Below are 15,667 nucleotides of genomic sequence, written 5' to 3'. Positions count from 1 at the left end.
GGAGTTAATGTGGCTCTAAGTTATAATAAGTTTTTAAAAAAATTCATTGATTATTACCTTCTTATGCTCTACAGAGATGGGAGAATCCACAAGCATAACTGACACAGGCATAAAAGTAATGTATGTACTCCACACTTTTGTTTTTATGTCATGTTTATTGTCGACAAAGTTGTCTAAATTTCGGAGATATCGAAAATTACCGCCTTTTTAAAGACGTTATATCCACGATAGCCAATCTCCTTAAATTGAAATTCATATTTTTTATCACCTATGTAAAACTCGTTACTTGTATTTACATTGACAAATAAGCTCTTTATTAATTTATAATTAGAAGCCTCGCGAACTTCAACAACTGCTGTTTTCTCCCTCTTATTTAAATCTGCAAGCACTATTTTATAATTTTCAAATTTCACGTAATATCCCACTTTGAACCAAAAATCATCAGTTGGCTGTATCAAATATTTTGAATTGGAGGCTAATTCAAAAAGCGCTTTTGAGCTTGTAGTAACTTTGATGTTCTTCTGAGTCTTTTGTGGATAGCAATAATAATTTATCGATTGTTTTGCAATTTCATAATCGATCCATATATATCCATCATCACCCCAATCTTTTCCCCAGGAATTTAAAACTTTAATGGCATTGAGCTTATCCGAATATCCTACACACACCATAGCATGGGTTTGGCCCTTATCACCGTAGTGCTTCCAAATTTTAGGTTTACCCATACTGGGACTACGACCCAAATCCCCTACTTGATCATCAAGTCGTATACTGATAATCAAAGGCTGGCCGTCAGTTAACTTCTTTTGGGCAGAAAAAAGATCCGTCACTACAAAAACATCATAACCAAGCAAGGCATTCTTCTTAGCACTTTGTAAAATTGAAGCATTCATATCTTTGCTTCGGTTACAATCGGTACTCTTGTACGAAAATCTATCAAATGTGACCGCTCCTTCTTGAAGGATCTTGTCAAGTGTGAGCTTTGCAAGTGCACCTGAGTTACAAGGTTCGTCGCGCCTGTTACGGTATTTTTCATAAACAAATGCAGGGCTATAAAGCGTTGAGCTATCCAAAGACCCGTCAGCCTTATAGTAGCCCTTATTTTTTTCAACATCCATCCAACTTCTCATTGCATAAGCTGCTGCCCATGCCCAACAGGAACCTTGACTACCCTGATCACTAGCAGGTGGCATTTTATCACTTAAATCAACCAAAGTATCAATTTTAAAGTCCTTCTTCTTAAATTTTGTAGAAATAACTGATTTTTCAAGTGAATCTGTAAACTCTAATTCACCGGTATTGTATAAATTATTTTGGGCCTTTAAAGAAGAAAGAAAAAAAGAAAAAAAGATAAGAGCAATTAAATATTTAAACATTATTTTAGATTTAAATTCGCTATATCTAAATTAAATATTTTAAAATCAAAAAACGTAATCATGAAAAAAAATTTTACTTTTCTTCTTCTAATTATTTGTTTAAACACTAATGCTCAAGTTGTCGAGGTTTTCACTGGGCACTTAGAAAAATCAGACAGTACTTCCCAAAAAACTAAGTCAGTAGAGTTATTCGGAAAAGGTCTTATCGATTATGGCTTCCAAGGTCAACTTCAAACTACAGCTCAAGCTGTTAAAGTAAATATCGGGGAGCCGGATGCTTTTTATCTACCCTTGTATTTATTAGTTGGTGCAACTAGTGGAGATTTTGGAACCAATGAATTAAACAAAAACACAGTGTTAAGTTTGATCAATCCTACCGGTGGAGTTCTAAATCTTTCAAGTAATTTATACTTAAAGATTTTCTCTTCAAAAAGCGATATTACTTCTTTAAAATTTACAACACTCTTTGGTGGCAAACTGGTTTCTGGTAGGGACGTTACTAATGCAAGCGCCTTATTGAAGCCGGCTGGATTCGTTGATGCAGGACTTTATTTTCAAACAGGAGCATGGGAAGAAGATACTGGTTATCAGGATGGTGGAGTATTTTGGTTGCAAGCTCGCTATGGCATTATTGGAATGTCAAAATCTGATTTAAGCTCTTATTTTGGAAACACAGCATCAGTTCCACATGGCCCTAAAATCGAATTAGGAATTCTTGTCAAAAACAAGGTAAATATCAAACTCTCTTATTATAAAGCCGTTGGCACAACAAATATTCCAACCCTGGACAAGAACCAATTCAGATTAGCATTAGATTATAGTGTCTTCAAGTAGGTGAATTATTTAAGATATTCAATCAATAAGTATCGTGATTAAAAAATGCCCATCCCCCCCGAATGGGCATTTTAGCAAAGCCTCCGATACAGATATATGGATATTCCAAATATAATTCAACCATCTTCTTTATTTCCCCCTATTGAAGTGTTACTCAACAAGCTTAAATAGCTCTTTTATCTAACCGACTTTTTGACATAATTCCCCCCTTAAATAGTCGTTTTTACACGCTCTCAGATTCTGAACCGAGCGCCATCTTTGTATTGTTCAACGAATTCAAACTAAATTTAAGTAGCTTTTTTAAAGTACTCTATTGTAAATAAACTTTTATCTTAACTAAAACCCCAATAAAATGAGAAAAATAACTGTTTTATCGATGATTTCCCTGGATGGCGTGATGCAGGCACCGGGTGGACCTGGAGAGGACACATCAGGTGGCTTCAAACTTGGCGGCTGGACGGCATCGTATGGTGATGAGCTTTTCGGCCGGATCATGCAGGAAGAGCTTAAACCGGCAGAGTATCTTTTGGGCAGAAAAACATACGACATTTTTGCGTCTTACTGGCCGCAGCATGCGGATTTTTGGCCGGGCATCAACGAGGGCACCAAATACGTCCTGTCCCGGAGTATGGAAAAATCGGACTGGAAAAATACGGTATTCCTTAATGGCCTGACAGAGATTGAAAAGCTTAAAAATTCGGAGGGTGCCGACATTCAGATTTGGGGCAGTAGTGAACTCGTTCATCTGTTGCTTGAGCATGACCTGGTGGACGTGCTCCGAATAAAAATTTACCCGTTGATTCTTGGTGAAGGCAAAAAACTTTTCGATAAGGGTGCAATCCCGCGAGCGTTTTCATTAACAGAAAGCCATGTGACTTCTAAAGGGGTTATTATTGCCAGTTATAAACGTGCCGGTGAAATCATCACTGACGATGTTGATGCTGTTTAGCTGAATTGCTTATTTACGCCTGTATCCTATTGATGTCACTGACTTCCAGTACGGGTTCTTTAAGGTCTGTACTCGCGCATGCGATCATGGCGCGGGCGACCTGCTGTAAGGTACTTGCCATATTTGGAAATAACGTTTTCAAGGCCGGATACATCCAGGCCATATATTTATACAGCTTCAGGGTATGCTGCTGACCTGGCATTGCTTTCATAAAGCCAGGACGGAAGTTATGTACTTTCTTAAAATGAAGCGTCTGAAGATCGTTTTCCGTTCTGCCTTTTACTCTTGCCCACATCGAACGACCCTTCCCGGAGCTGTCTGTACCTGCACCACTGACATAGATAAAGGTCATTTCCGGACTCAGTGCGGAAAGTATCCTGGCAAAATGAAGGCTGGTTTCGTAGGTGATCTTGGTGTAGTCCTTTTCCGACATGCCGAGGCTACTTACACCCGCGCAAAAGAAACAGGCATCGTAACCGCTTAACCGGGAATCGTTTACTTGCAGGGAAAGAAAGTCGGGGACAATATATTCTGTAAGCTTGGGATGAGAGGTCCCGCATAGCTTGCGGCTCACACTCAATACTTCTGCGATTTTTGGATTAGAAAGGCATTCCAGCATGACGCCTTCGCCGACCATACCCGTTGTTCCTGTGATGATTACTTTGATCTGTCCCATAAACTAAAAATTTGGTAAAGAAATCACGGATACAGTAAATACTTCGCCCGTATCACCTTAAACTTCTGCAATCCCGGCTCCCAGCTTTTTCTGATGTCTGCTTCAGACACTCCTGCTATGATCTGTTTTCTCAATTGATCGGTACCTATGCGCAAATCAAACGGAGACACACCTGTACCAGCTCTCTCCTGACCAAAGAAATGTGCTTTATCCGGATACGCTTTGTACAATTCAATCAACCATGATAAATCAATTTGGCGGTTCTTCCGAAGCTTGTCGATGTCATAGTTGCGAAGGTCAAGGCCATAACAAACAGTGTCTTTGTGATTTGGCCGCTCACTCATTCCGGGAATACTTACTGGTTTATACGAAAATGAATATTTGCCTTTCAATGCGGGTGCTCCCAATATGGTAAATGGCATACGAGTTCCCCGGCCTTCGTTGATCGCTGTTCCTTCAAACATACATAAGCTCGGAAAAAGCATCACTGCCTGCTGTGTATTCAAATTCGGTGAAGGATTTATCGGTAATACATATGGCATTTCATGGTCATAGTTGGCTACTTTGATAATATTTATTTTGCACTTTTCTTTCAGGTACCCTTCCCCGTTAAGGTATTGTGCAAATTCACCAATGGTCATACCGTGCGTCATGGGTGTATAGTGGATCCCTATGCCAGATTTAAATTTATCATCAGTCATTACAGGTCCGTCTACTACATATGCGTTAGGATTAGGCCTGTCAAGAATGAGCAGTTCTTTGTTGTTTTCTGCACAGGCTTCCATCACATACTCAAGCGTATTGATATTGGTATAGTAGCGGCAGCCCACATCCTGAATATCAAAGATCATCAGGTCGACATCCGCCAGCTGTTCTTTTGTCGGCTTTTCGTTTTTGCCATATAAAGAGATGATCGGAATACCAGTTTTAGCATCTTTCTCGTCGCTCACTAAGGCTCCATTGCTGGCATTGCCTCTGAAACCATGCTCAGGTCCAAACACTTTTACAATTTTGATCCCAAGGCTCACTAAACTATCTACGCTGCTTTTCCTGCCAATTATGGAACTTTGATTTGCAACCAGGCCGATTCTTTTTCCTTTTAGATAAGGCAAATATTTTTCTGTCTGGTCGGCACCTGTGATGATTCCCTGCTTATTGAGTGTGGGTTGATTTGATGACGAGACTTCGGCAGGTGATGTAATTTGGTTTGACAATGAAATTTGTGCGGAACAATTAACGTTGCTGATCGCCAAAAGTGTAAAACAAAGCAGGGAAGTAAATCTCATCATTATTTTGGGGTTTATATTTTATTATTATCGTAGCAGGCCGGAAGTCTCTTAGTCATAATGGCTAAATTATAAAATTTGGTTTAAGTATCATAGGTCCACATTTACCAGCCCGTCTAAAACAAGTCGTTCTTAAGGGTTTATATCATCTCTGTTACGTAACGGAAATGATATATTCTAATATAGGACTATAATTTTAACAGTCATATTTTTAGCCCAGGCTAATTAATCATTAGCGTAATCAAATAGGAATGATGAACCTGTACCATTAAGAAATGGTACAGGTTTTTTATGTCACCATATGCCCGCCAAACATATTAAGCATATCCCGCAAAGAATTTTCTGAATGCATCCGCTCCCCATTTTCAAGAGATTCTTTTGCTGCTGTTGCTGCCCGTTTCCGCATGGCTGTTTCATAATGAGAGATGGCATGTTGTATGGAGCTGTACTGATTATCTGTCAGAAATTCGCTCAACTCAAGAGCATCAAGCATGGCCATGTTTACGCCTTCGCCTGCGAAAGGCGGCATCACGTGTGCAGCGTCACCAAGCATTGTTAGGTTAGGCAACGTATCCCAGTCTTGGTCGGGGGATGCACAATAGATCGGCCGGGGAATAAAAGGGACTTCTGTATTTTCAAATAGCTCATACCAGATGCTGCTCCATTCGGCATAGGTTGTTTTAAACCAGTTTAGCAGTTGGGTGTGGTCATGATAGTTTAAGCCATTGGTCACCGCCCAGTCCTCTCCTGTTTTGAAGCTTGCGTAAAAACCGATCTCTCCGTTGCCTTTTTGACCGAGCAGCAGGTTCTTTGCGTTTCCAAATGCCATGATCTTGCCACCATTGAGCAATGCATTGATATGAGGCGCCGTCTTTTCGGCATTATAAATATTGCCTTCAAGCATGGTAATGCCAGAATAGAATGGTTTAAGATCTGTAATGAAAGGACGAATCTTAGAGTTGGCGCCATCTGCGGCGATGACCAGATCGGCATAGGCTGATGGCTGGTTTTTAAAGTGCAGCAGCCAGCCTTCGTTTTGTGCATCCATAGTTATGAAATGGCTGTCCCATACTACTGTATCCGTTTGCAGGGACTCCAGCAGAATTTTTCTCAGTGAACCGCGGTCTATTTCCGGACGAAAATATTCATTACCAAAGTCCGCTTCCGGCTTGTTTTCGTGATCGCTTAAAAATACTTCTGCAAGTTCATTTGCAATGATCATGCGATCTGCACCAGGCATAAAATTTTGCTTAAACGCTTCGAGCAGGCCTGCTTTGCGCAACGCTGCCAGCCCCGACTCTTCATGCAAATCTAGCGGTGACCCTTGCACCCGTGCGTCTTTATTGAAGTCTCTTTCATACACCTTTACGCTGACAGCTTTAAGCTGCAAAAGCTTTGCGAGGGTAAGCCCGCCGGGACCCCCTCCTATAACGGCGACTTGTTTATTCTTTAATTTCATACTTTCAATTTTATTGAACAATACAAAATTAGCGCTGCTTTAACACGGATAATAGTACAAATCGGTCGTTTTCGTTTTTTGATAGTTCTTTAGGAACTACACCTGAAAACTTTCTGATCTCTTTAATGAAATGGCTTTGGTCTGCAAAATTGAGTTCCGGGAACAGCTTTCCTTGTGCTATGTGTTCCAGTGAGGTTCTGAAGCGCAAAATATCGCAATATGCTTTCAGTGAAAGTCCTAATTGCTGATTGAAATAGCGGTTGATCTGCCTGCTGCTCCAGGATACCATTTCTGAGAGTTCTTTTACACTCATTTCGCCTTTTGAAGCGTAAATCAAATTGAACAGCATGCGCTTCCGCCCGTCTGTTTCTTGCGGCAATAGTGTGGTTATTTTCTCTGTTGCCTTCTTGTAGAACACATCGAAATCCATTAGGTCGGCTTCAGTGAAACCCCAAAAATCGTCGGGAAGATCTGTCGCACTGTTCAAAAACCCTGCAATAGATACTTTCAAAAGGTATTCAACAGCGAGGGGCTTGAAGCTAATTGCGAAGACAAGCATTTGCGGTGGGATGCTTCTTTGTTCGGCTTCTGTTTCCAGGCCAATGAGCATTACTTGCAAAGGAGCGTGACCTGACTTTACAAAAAACAAATCAATTCTCCCATCAGGCAAGACCACCACTTCTTTTGGTCCATTTGAGGGGTTATGGAACATACCGATACTTTCTACAAAGTCGGCAAGGAGGCCGACCGGATTAACGAATTTGCAGTAAAAGTCCTGGATAATCATCTACCTTATCTTTGTACTTCTAATAACATCCACCAGGAAGAATACTGTATTCAAATTTGTAGTCAGCTACAATGATACCTTCATTGTTTACTGACTTCATGGTCAATGGATAACCATCCTGATTATAGGTATATGTGTTTTTAATAATTTTCCTCATGCCGTTTTGATTTTCCTCAACCTCAACAACTGAATTTGCCGAGAAGAAATCAATGGGACCCATTCGGTATTTCAATATCCTGTTCGCAAGTGGATTACGCTTGTCGTCATACTTATAAGTATAAATGGTGCCGCTACCATTGTCAAGGGAGGCGATGTTATTATTCTTTAAAGTATATTTCTGGATAATCACACTGTTATCATCCAATCTGGTTTGCGTCCTGGTGATTGACTCCTCTGTATAAGTGTAGCTAATTTTTGATTGAAACTTCAACTGGTTTCCTTCATAATTGGATTCAATTTCCTCTCCTGGCCTAAAATCGTTCATCATCGACAGGACATCCACTACTTTTCCTTTTGCGATTGTAGCGGTATTGTCGAGATACTGAAATTTAAATGTATAATCAAAACTGCCTTCTGTGTAAAACACCTCAGTACTTTTTTCACCATCCTTAATTTTGACCAGACGGGTTCTGTCAACATAGGTAAAATCCAGATTGGTGGTCCCGCTAATTTTACTCAATAAGATTATTGGCGGACATGATTCCAGATCTTCAGTTGGGGTATTCTTTCCACAGGATAAAATAAGGACCAATGCAGAGAATAAAAGGAGCGGTAATTTATTTTTCATAGTCGAATTTACATATTATTTCTCAAAGGACTATAATTAACTGCAGTTTCACTCTAAAACCGGCTTGCTTAATCCCTGAATCTTGCTTATTTTTAAGCATGTTTAGAACACTCTCCATTGCATGCTGCGTGATTTTTTGCCTGTCTGCCGATGCACGGCAGCTTGACAGCCTGTTTAAAAATCCGCCAACAACTTCGAAGCCTTATGTCTGGTGGCATTGGATGGGTTCAAACTTTTCCAAATCAGGGATTACAAAAGACCTCGAAGCGATGAAGGAACAAGGCATAGGTGGCGCGACGATCTTTAACATCGCCTCGGCAGTGCAGGAATCGCATGCGCCAACATTGAACAATCCATGGCCGGAACAGACTTATCGCAGTACAGCTTACTGGGAGGCACTGAAATTTGCGGCCTCGGAGGCAGACAGGCTTGGTCTGGAAATTGGCCTGCACAACTCTCCCGGATACTCCACGACCGGTGGACCCTGGATAGATCAGCAGCGGGGAATGCAGAAACTGGTCTGGAGAAAGATGGTGGTCAAACAGCAGTCTGAAAAAATCGCCATTGAAAAACCGGAACCGGTAATATCGGAAGGATGGGGTTCTATTGTGCTACCGCGAAACCCGTCCACATGGTATCAGGATATCGCTTACCTGGCCATCCCTATCGCAGATTCTTTGCATTTTGATTCGCCGCTGGATTTCACAAAGTATTTTAACAAAACCGGTAATCAAGTCAAATCATTTCCCGGAGGAGATTGGATCATTTACAGATTTGGCTATGCTGCAACCATGTCTATCCCTCATCCCCTGCCCGACGACATTTTGGGTAAAACATTTGAGGCGGATAAAATGAGCAGGGTGCAGTCTGAATATCACTGGAAAAACGTGCTGGAGCCTTTAAAAAATCATCTCGGAGAATATCTGGGAAAAAGTTTTAAGCATGTCCTGATCGACAGCTATGAAGCGGGATACCAAAACTGGACGCCGGAGTTCAGGAAGGAATTTATCAGCAGAAAAGGATATGATCCTCTGCCCTGGCTGCCTACATTTACTGCGGCGATCACCAACGAGTATAAATCCGCAGCGGCGAAAGAAGCTGTCCGTGTCCGTTTTGATGATGATCAGACCAAGCGGTTTGAATGGGATTATCAGGATGTGATCAGTCAATTGTATTTTGACAATGGCTGGGCCATAGGGAAGAAAGCGCTGCATGATGCTGGTCTACGGTTGCAGTGGGAGCCTTATGAGGGTCCGTTTAATACTGTGGAAGGTGCTGCATTTGCCGATTTGCCTATGGGCGAATTCTGGTCTGACAGCAGAGGCGCTATTGATACTAGAATTCCGGCTGCGGCAGCCGCGGCCGGTAAGAGAATAATTGGAGCGGAGGCTTTTACCAGTGCTCCGGGCATCAGCAAATACACGGAAGATCCGGCTTCTTTAAAACCTGCAGCCGTTGGCGCTTTTGCCTCTGGTGTGAACAGACTGATCCTGCACCACTGGGTACATCAGCCTTTTGATGACCAGTACCAGCCGGGAATGGGCATGGGCTGGTGGGGAACACATTTTGGGCGATTCCAGACCTGGGCCGAGCCAGGTAAGGCTTTTTCCCAGTTTTTAGCACGTGCCCAGGTACTGCTGCAATATGGGGAGCGCGTCTCCGATTACCTGTGTGTGGATGAATTGCAGGGAAATGCGGACCTGATCGCTGTGCGGGATTTTCTGAGGGTAGAGTTGAAAGTGAAAGATGGAAGAATTGTTTTGCCATCAGGGAGGCGCTATCCTTTTATTGTTTTTCCCAGGAGCAATACTATGCTCCCTGAGACAGCACAAAAAATAAAAGTACTGCTCAGTCAGGGTGCTACCGTGGTGGCCAGCAGACCATCGTCGTCTCCGGGCTTAATGAATTATCCGTCTTGCGATATATCGCTGAAAGAAATTGCTGACGAGTTGTGGGGACGCGGATACGTTGACCCTGTTAGCCGCCTTTTGCCCAACATAACTGTTGCTTTAAAGGGAATAGCCTATCAGCCGGATTATCAGGTAGAATCTGGTGAGTCTGTTACTGCCATACACAGGACAGGTGACCAGGGCGAAGTATATTATGTGGCCAACATGCGCGGCAAACCTCAAAATGTGCTGATTTCCTTCCGCCAGAAAAACCTGCAGCCTGAGATATGGAATGCAGAAGACGGAACACGTGTGAATGCTGGTATCTGGAAACAGGAAGGAGGAAGGACTTATGTTCATTTAAGTCTGAATGATTTCCAGTCAATCTTTGTTATTTTCAGGAAGCCTCATGATCTGCAGGACCATGCGGTTTCGGCAAACGTGATCGGCGGCAAAGCCAATATCAAGTTCTCAGCTGACATGAAAGGTTTGCCTTTGATCACCTCATCCGCAGCGGTCTGGGTCTCGGTCAGTTATGCTTCAGGCAAAACAAATACATTGGAGCTAAAAGCTCCTTCTTACAAGGCAATTCATGGACCCTGGAAGGTGCAGCTACATCCGAAACTGGACACCCCTTTTTCCGTTTCATTGCCAGTTCTGAAAGATTTCAGTAATCATAATGACCCCCGGATTGCTTATTTTGCTGGTTCAGCCGTCTACAGAAAAGAAGTATTTATCGGCAAGGCAGATTTGAAAGCCCACCAGCGGGTACTGCTCGATTTGGGGACGTTAAATGATATTGTTTCTGTTAAGATCAATGGAAAATCCATGGGAGTATTTTGGTATCCGCCTTATATAGTTAATCTTACCGGTGTGGCAAAACCAGGAGCTAATCATTTGGAAATCACGGTGACCAATAATTGGGCGAACCGCTTAATTGGAGATGAGCAGCTGCCTGCTGATTTTGAATGGGGTTTCGATAGGACTGAAAACGGAAGGGCTATGAAATCTTATCCGGACTGGTTTATAAAACATCAGCCCCGGCCATCCGGGCGCAGCGCATTTTCAATATGGTATTATTATCGAAAAGACAGTAAGCTGGTGCCTGCGGGTTTATCGGGCCCTGTCAGATTTATTTTTGAAGAGGCGGTAAAGTTATGAGGGCTATTTTAATCGTTATGTTTAAAAGGCACAACTTTGGTCACGTTTGTGATATTGCGGATGGTTTCATCCAGATCATTTGCCGAGGAAATAAGAAAATCATGTATCTGCTGCTGCTCCGGATCATCAGCGGTCAGCAAGGGCAAGAGTCCCATGATCCTTGAAAGCGGTGCACGGATGACATGCGATTGCATCCAGGATATTTCCCGGAGTTTTTCGTTCTGGATCTCAATGGCTTCAACATAACGCACACGTTCGGTGACATCATGGGCGAGTACAACTTTACATTGCACGCCATGATAGATGATTATGTTGCTGTGGATATCTACCCGGATAACTTCACCATTTTTTTTACGATGCTGGAAAATGCCTTCCAGCTTTACTTTGGGTTCGTTCCACTGTTCGTTCACAGTCTTCTGCACAAGCGGTATATCTTCCGGTGGCCGAATGTCCAGGATGGTCATGGATAGAAACTCATCGCGGCTATAGCCATATTGTTCAACGGCAGCAAGATTTACATCGAGGTAACGCAGGGTGCTCATTTCATAAACAAACATAGGTTGCGGACTCAATTGAAACAAGTCACTATATCGCTTTTCAGATTCTGCCAGTGCCTGTGTTGCCCGTTTGCCCTGGGTAACATCTCTGAAAAAAACCGACAATCCGTTTTCCGATGGATATGCGCTGACACTGAACCAGCTATCCATCTGCGGGTAGTAATCTTCAAAGTGTACAGCTTTCCCGGTCTCCATAGCTTTTTTATACTGCCGGTAGAACTCGAGTTCTATAGCCTCGGGATATTTATCCCAGAAATATTCGCCCAGCATTTCCTCCCGGCTCATACCGATAACCCGCTCCGCAGCTACGTTCCAATAGGTAACGATCCAGTCGTGGTCAACGGCAAAAAAGCCATCACCAATACTTTCCAGGATTTTATCCCGCTCCTGCAGTGCAGCAACGGCTGCCAGTTCAGCTTTCTTCCGGCTGTCAATATCCTGGAAGCTTCCATAAACCCGGGCACATTGCCCGTCCACAAACTCTGCTTCCGCAATTGCACGTACCCACCGTATGTTGCCGCGCGCAGTCAACATCTCTACTTCTATATCACATGGCCTTCCCGTCGCGATCACATCTGCCATTTTTCGGCCTATGAAGTTTCGGTCATGCCCCTCCCGGTAAAAGGACAACCAGTTGTCAGCGCTTGGAATAAACGTTTCGGGGACTTCATAAATTTCCTTCGTTATCGGTGACCAATAAGCTGTACCATTGATAAGGTCTACTTCCCAGCCTCCAATCCTGGCTAAAGCATTTACTTTATTGAGGAGAATCTCCATTTCTTTTTTATCAGAGATATTTTTTCCGACACAGAACATAATTCCTTCTTCTGCAGACCGGGTTACAGTCCAGGAAAGCCATATACCTTTACCACTTTTGCTTACAAAACGGTTCTCGAAATACATTGTCTGATCCCCGCCCTGGATAAAAGCCTTTGTACGTGCCTGGCTGGCTGCTAAATCGTCCGGATGTACCAGCAAATCGAGGGGCATTGCAAGCAGTTCTTCTTCTGTAAATCCCAGCAGCTTCGTCATCGCTGGATTTACTTTTTTAAAATAGCGGTCGGTTCCCATGATACTAATGATATCAGGTGCCCTGTCAATTAACAGCCGGACCTGCTCAAACATCTGTTGGTCCCGGACATCCATTCCTTGAGGGTCTTCGGCAAAACTGACTACAATAGCGCCAATGCCTGGTTCGCTCAATAAGTTGTTAAACGTACATTTCAACCAGATATAATGACCATGATGATGCTTTGCCCGGAACGTTTCCGTAATCGCTTTACCGGGTTTGGCGAGCGCATCAGCGACCAATTGAGCAAATGAAGACCGGTCATCCGGATGTATCAGTGATTCCGGTGCTTGTTTTTTTATTTCCATTGTGTTCCAGCCAGTGATACGTTCTGCTGACGGGCTACGGTAAATCACCTGGAGATCTTTATCTAACAGCGTAACCCCGGCATAACTGCATTCGAACAATTTTCGAAAGTCCAGCTCATCTTTGGCCGTCTGACCGGAGGGTGCATTCGTTCGCGAGTTTACCATAGTGTTATAATATAAATATATAATATAACAAGTATTACTAATAAAGTTCGCAAAAGATTCTTAAAACTCTATTTGCAGGCCCGCTGAAGCATATGCTTTAGGCTTCTATCGGTTATTTGTGTTGATCAAGGCTTATTTACCAGTCTTCTCAGTTCTGCATAAGCTTGATTTTCTTTGTCATTATTGGCTTTAATTGAGGCCCGATAGGCTTTAATGGCACCAACCTTGTTGCCACTGGCAAGCTCTGCCTTTGCGAGTAAATTATAGTTTTCATAAAAACGGAAACCGATATTATTGTTAAATTTCATGATGGTCACAGCCTCGGCACTGCGTCCGGATTCCACGAGCCTTTCGGCTGTCTCCCTCAGACCGTTACGGTTCGGGCTACGCAAATTGTACAGGTAGTAATTGTTTGGGTCTTTAACTAGTGCCTTGTATAGTTTTATGGCCGCTGCAGTTCCTTCTGTAAGTACTTTACCGTAGATCAATTCACCATAGTCTTTTTTAGGTTCATTGAGTTTCATCTTCTTGCCAAGTACATCCTGCAGGTATTCTGTAGAAATGGCCACAGAAACATTACCAGCTATAGAACCTGTGCTCCCGCTGATCACACCAATCAGATATCCATTGGCATCAATCACAGGTGAACCGCTGCAACCACCTTTGTGGGCCTTCATATCCCGCTTGATCAAGATATCCATGCCTAGCTTTTGGTAGATTTTTCCTTGATGAACCGTACACAGGCTATCGTCATATGCACAGCTGAGAATGTAGACCTTTTCTCCTGGCTTGACCGGCGAATATCTGGGCTTTAGCGGATATAAACCAGAACTGTTTTGCTTTACACTAAAAACAATCCAGTCGCGGTCCTGTACTGTTGATCCTTTTCCCTCCAGCTGCTCATTTGGATCCTCGTTGAGCAACCTGTCAATGATTGCGGAATCTTTGGAATCACCTTTGGGCCTCATGATCCATTTTTTGAGTGCTGTGTTGATTTCGGTGCCTTTACCTTGTTTGTTTTTGGCTATCCATAGGATATGTTTGGCGGTGGCAGCCAGCGTGTCCCGGCCATTATCTATGAGGAAGCCAGTGCCAGCGTATTTAAAAGACGGGTCGATATAACGGTCGCCGTTCTTGAATTGCACCTCGTTGATCAGTGCGATTTTCGGCCATTCTGAAATGGGTTTTCTGATCCAGCTCTCCTTGACCTGGGCAAATCCCGTCACAGAAAGGAACGTCAGAAAATGAAATATTACATTTGGTATTCTCATAGTAATGCGGTTTATACAAAGCTAGGCAGCATGAGATGTTGACACATCGGCAATGGTGTAAAAAGAAATGTAAAAAGTGTAAAATGTACAGGCCTTGTCCTCTTCAAATAGGTTGATACCCCAGGTCTGGTCATTAGCACCATTCCCTGGAAAAAATATTACTATCTTTCTTTCAAAATCAGGTTTTAAAAAGATATTTTGGGGGATTACTAATTGAGATAAATATGGCTTCGGGTTTTTTTGCGATTTTAGATGATATAACTGCTTTAATGGATGACGTCGCGGTGACGGCTAAGATTGCGACAAAAAAAACTGCAGGCATTTTGGGTGATGACTTAGCGGTGAATGCGGAAAAGGCCACTGGTTTTCTATCCTCAAGGGAATTACCGGTGCTCTGGGCAATTACCAAAGGCTCCCTGGTCAATAAAATTATTATTGTGCCGATAGCGTTGTTGTTAAATGCGTTTCTTCCGGTTGCAATTAAGATTGCCTTAATTCTGGGAGGGCTTTATCTCGCTTATGAAGGAGTTGAAAAAATAATCGAATACTTTTTTCATCGTCCGAAGACAGGCCATGAGGTGGTCGCAGAGATTAAACAAGATGGTGCTGATGCAGAAAAGGCAAAGGTCAAATCTGCGATCACAACTGATTTTATTCTTTCTGTGGAAATCGTAATTATTGCACTCGGATCTGTTTTAGAAGAAAATATGACATTACAAATTTTAACGGTTTCTGTTGTTGCTTTACTGGCAACCGTAGGGGTTTATGGCATAGTTGCCATTATTGTTAGAATGGATGATGCGGGATACCAATTGATCAAAAGCTCCGGAGATAAAGGCGTTGTTGCGGGCTTGGGTCATTTACTTGTGAAATCGCTGCCTGTTATTATCAGGATATTAAGTGTTGTTGGGACTATAGCGCTGATTTTAGTTTCAGGGGGGATTTTTGTGCACAATATCGAATTCTTGCACCACCTGTGGCCAAACGTAATTCCGACAATAAAGGAGTTGGCGATGGGTATCGCTGCCGGGCTCGCAACAGTGGGAATTGTTAAGATAGGAAAAGCAGGCATATCATTTTTGAAGTAAGCCTT

At 42.8% G+C, this 15,667-nt stretch carries 12 protein-coding genes; 4 read left to right on the top strand and 8 right to left on the bottom strand.

What is annotated here, in order from left to right; all coding sequences use genetic code 11:
• Positions 1 to 173 precede the first annotated feature (173 nt).
• Positions 174 to 1,376 carry a C1 family peptidase gene (locus QEP08_RS06095; protein WP_285056594.1) on the bottom strand — a complete coding sequence of 401 codons (1,203 nt, stop codon included), beginning with the start codon at positions 1,374 to 1,376 and terminating at the stop codon, positions 174 to 176.
• 60 nt (positions 1,377 to 1,436) lie between these two features.
• Between QEP08_RS06095 and QEP08_RS06090 the strand changes: the two genes are divergently transcribed.
• Complete coding sequence (locus tag QEP08_RS06090; RefSeq protein WP_285056593.1) at positions 1,437 to 2,210, top strand: hypothetical protein; 774 nt, start codon at positions 1,437 to 1,439, stop codon at positions 2,208 to 2,210.
• A gap of 352 nt (positions 2,211 to 2,562) precedes the next feature.
• A complete protein-coding gene (locus tag QEP08_RS06085; protein WP_285056592.1) occupies positions 2,563 to 3,159 on the top strand; it encodes a dihydrofolate reductase family protein in 597 nt (198 codons plus the stop codon).
• A 13-nt stretch (positions 3,160 to 3,172) separates the two neighbouring features.
• On the opposite strand, the gene QEP08_RS06080 is transcribed toward QEP08_RS06085, so the two are convergent.
• From QEP08_RS06080 to QEP08_RS06060, 5 genes are all read right to left on the bottom strand, one after another.
• Entirely contained in the window at positions 3,173 to 3,835 is a 663-nt protein-coding gene (locus QEP08_RS06080; RefSeq protein ID WP_285056591.1) for a Rossmann-fold NAD(P)-binding domain-containing protein, read from the bottom strand.
• Positions 3,836 to 3,858: 23 nt separating this feature from the next.
• Complete coding sequence (locus tag QEP08_RS06075; RefSeq protein WP_285056590.1) at positions 3,859 to 5,124, bottom strand: exo-beta-N-acetylmuramidase NamZ family protein; 1,266 nt, start codon at positions 5,122 to 5,124, stop codon at positions 3,859 to 3,861.
• A gap of 286 nt (positions 5,125 to 5,410) precedes the next feature.
• Positions 5,411 to 6,580 (bottom strand): FAD-dependent oxidoreductase, encoded by a 1,170-nt coding sequence (locus tag QEP08_RS06070; protein ID WP_285056589.1) that lies wholly within the window; start codon positions 6,578 to 6,580, stop codon positions 5,411 to 5,413.
• Between the two features lie 28 nt (positions 6,581 to 6,608).
• Positions 6,609 to 7,367: a helix-turn-helix domain-containing protein gene (locus QEP08_RS06065; protein ID WP_285056588.1), complete on the bottom strand. Its 759-nt coding sequence runs from the start codon at positions 7,365 to 7,367 to the stop codon at positions 6,609 to 6,611.
• A gap of 19 nt (positions 7,368 to 7,386) precedes the next feature.
• Positions 7,387 to 8,154 carry a hypothetical protein gene (locus QEP08_RS06060; RefSeq protein WP_285056587.1) on the bottom strand — a complete coding sequence of 256 codons (768 nt, stop codon included), beginning with the start codon at positions 8,152 to 8,154 and terminating at the stop codon, positions 7,387 to 7,389.
• Between the two features lie 98 nt (positions 8,155 to 8,252).
• Here QEP08_RS06060 and QEP08_RS06055 point away from each other — a divergent pair, with 98 nt between their 5' ends.
• Entirely contained in the window at positions 8,253 to 11,204 is a 2,952-nt protein-coding gene (locus QEP08_RS06055; RefSeq protein WP_285056586.1) for a glycosyl hydrolase, read from the top strand.
• A gap of 8 nt (positions 11,205 to 11,212) precedes the next feature.
• Here the strand turns inward: QEP08_RS06055 and QEP08_RS06050 are convergent, their stop codons facing one another.
• Together QEP08_RS06050 and QEP08_RS06045 are read right to left on the bottom strand one after the other, a co-directional pair.
• Positions 11,213 to 13,303 carry a PAS domain S-box protein gene (locus QEP08_RS06050; protein ID WP_285056585.1) on the bottom strand — a complete coding sequence of 697 codons (2,091 nt, stop codon included), beginning with the start codon at positions 13,301 to 13,303 and terminating at the stop codon, positions 11,213 to 11,215.
• A gap of 125 nt (positions 13,304 to 13,428) precedes the next feature.
• On the bottom strand, positions 13,429 to 14,574 hold the full coding sequence (locus QEP08_RS06045) for a serine protease (protein ID WP_285056584.1): 1,146 nt from the start codon (positions 14,572 to 14,574) through the stop codon (positions 13,429 to 13,431).
• 224 nt (positions 14,575 to 14,798) lie between these two features.
• Between QEP08_RS06045 and QEP08_RS06040 the strand changes: the two genes are divergently transcribed.
• On the top strand, positions 14,799 to 15,662 hold the full coding sequence (locus QEP08_RS06040; RefSeq protein WP_285056583.1) for a DUF808 domain-containing protein: 864 nt from the start codon (positions 14,799 to 14,801) through the stop codon (positions 15,660 to 15,662).
• Positions 15,663 to 15,667 lie beyond the last annotated feature (5 nt).

It is taken from the genome of Pedobacter ginsengisoli, from assembly GCF_030244015.1.
GTDB lineage: Bacteria > Bacteroidota > Bacteroidia > Sphingobacteriales > Sphingobacteriaceae > Pedobacter > Pedobacter ginsengisoli.
This window is presented reverse-complemented; position numbering and strand designations above follow the sequence as displayed.